The organism is Galbibacter kalidii, from assembly GCF_026241135.1.
Lineage (GTDB): Bacteria > Bacteroidota > Bacteroidia > Flavobacteriales > Flavobacteriaceae > Galbibacter.
The window spans coordinates 1-786 of the sequence record NZ_JAPFGA010000072.1 but is presented as its reverse complement, the minus strand read 5'-3'; the positions used below and the strand labels follow the sequence as shown (position 1 = coordinate 786).

Here is a 786-nt window from a genome sequence, read left to right as displayed (position 1 = left end):
TTTGGGCACCCCCTGGGCAGGGGTGGCGGTTCTCCGCTAGGCCGGAGCTGCACGGCGCCGATAGGCGGCCGTGCGGCGCGGGAGTGGCATCCCCATAGCACCCCCACAACCACATCGTTCAAGCCCACGGAGCGGCCTACGAGCCGCACCACACCGCCCCCTCAGGATCGGCGAGCGTCCTCAACGTCTCGCGTAAAACTCACCACCCGCTGCTGCGCGGCGACAGCTTCGCAGGGCAACGAATTCCGCCAGAGGGGCAACCAGCATGAGCAAGAGTCGAAATTTCGGGTTGGGGTCACGGGATATGAGTAAAGCAGCCAAATTTGCAGCAAATAACGCGGTTCACGACGGCGCGATGGGGTTCAAGCATGCCGCCGGGATTGCGCGGGAATTCGCGCAATTCTCAGCGTTCTCTCGTGACAACGGCGTCCGGCAGATGGAGCACATCACTCGCGATTTGGTCATTCGCTACGGCGAGCAGCTCGCCGATCGCGTCAGCAACCACGAGATCGGCCAGGGCCACGCCCAGAATGCCGTATCCGCCATCAACAGCGTGATGCGGCTGGCTACCCAGGGCGAGTGGAAGTCGGTCAGTCCCACGAAGGAATGTGGGATCGATCAGCGCAACGCAATCCGCGAGACCCCGCCCACGGGGCTCGACAGGGCCCCGCTGGAACGCGGCATGGCCGCACTCAGCGAGCGAGGCGCGGCCGTCGCCGAGCTCGCCCGCGAGTTCGGCCTGCGCTCGAAAGAATCCTCTCTTTTCGATGCGCGGGCCGCGCTGCG

Annotated in this window: 1 protein-coding gene; it reads left to right on the top strand. The window is 65.3% G+C overall.

Annotation, left to right across the window (positions count from 1 at the left end):
- Positions 1-304: 304 nt before the first annotated feature.
- Positions 305-786, top strand: a 482-nt coding sequence (locus OOZ15_RS19910) for a hypothetical protein (protein WP_265958184.1), incomplete at its 3' end; no start/stop codon positions are given.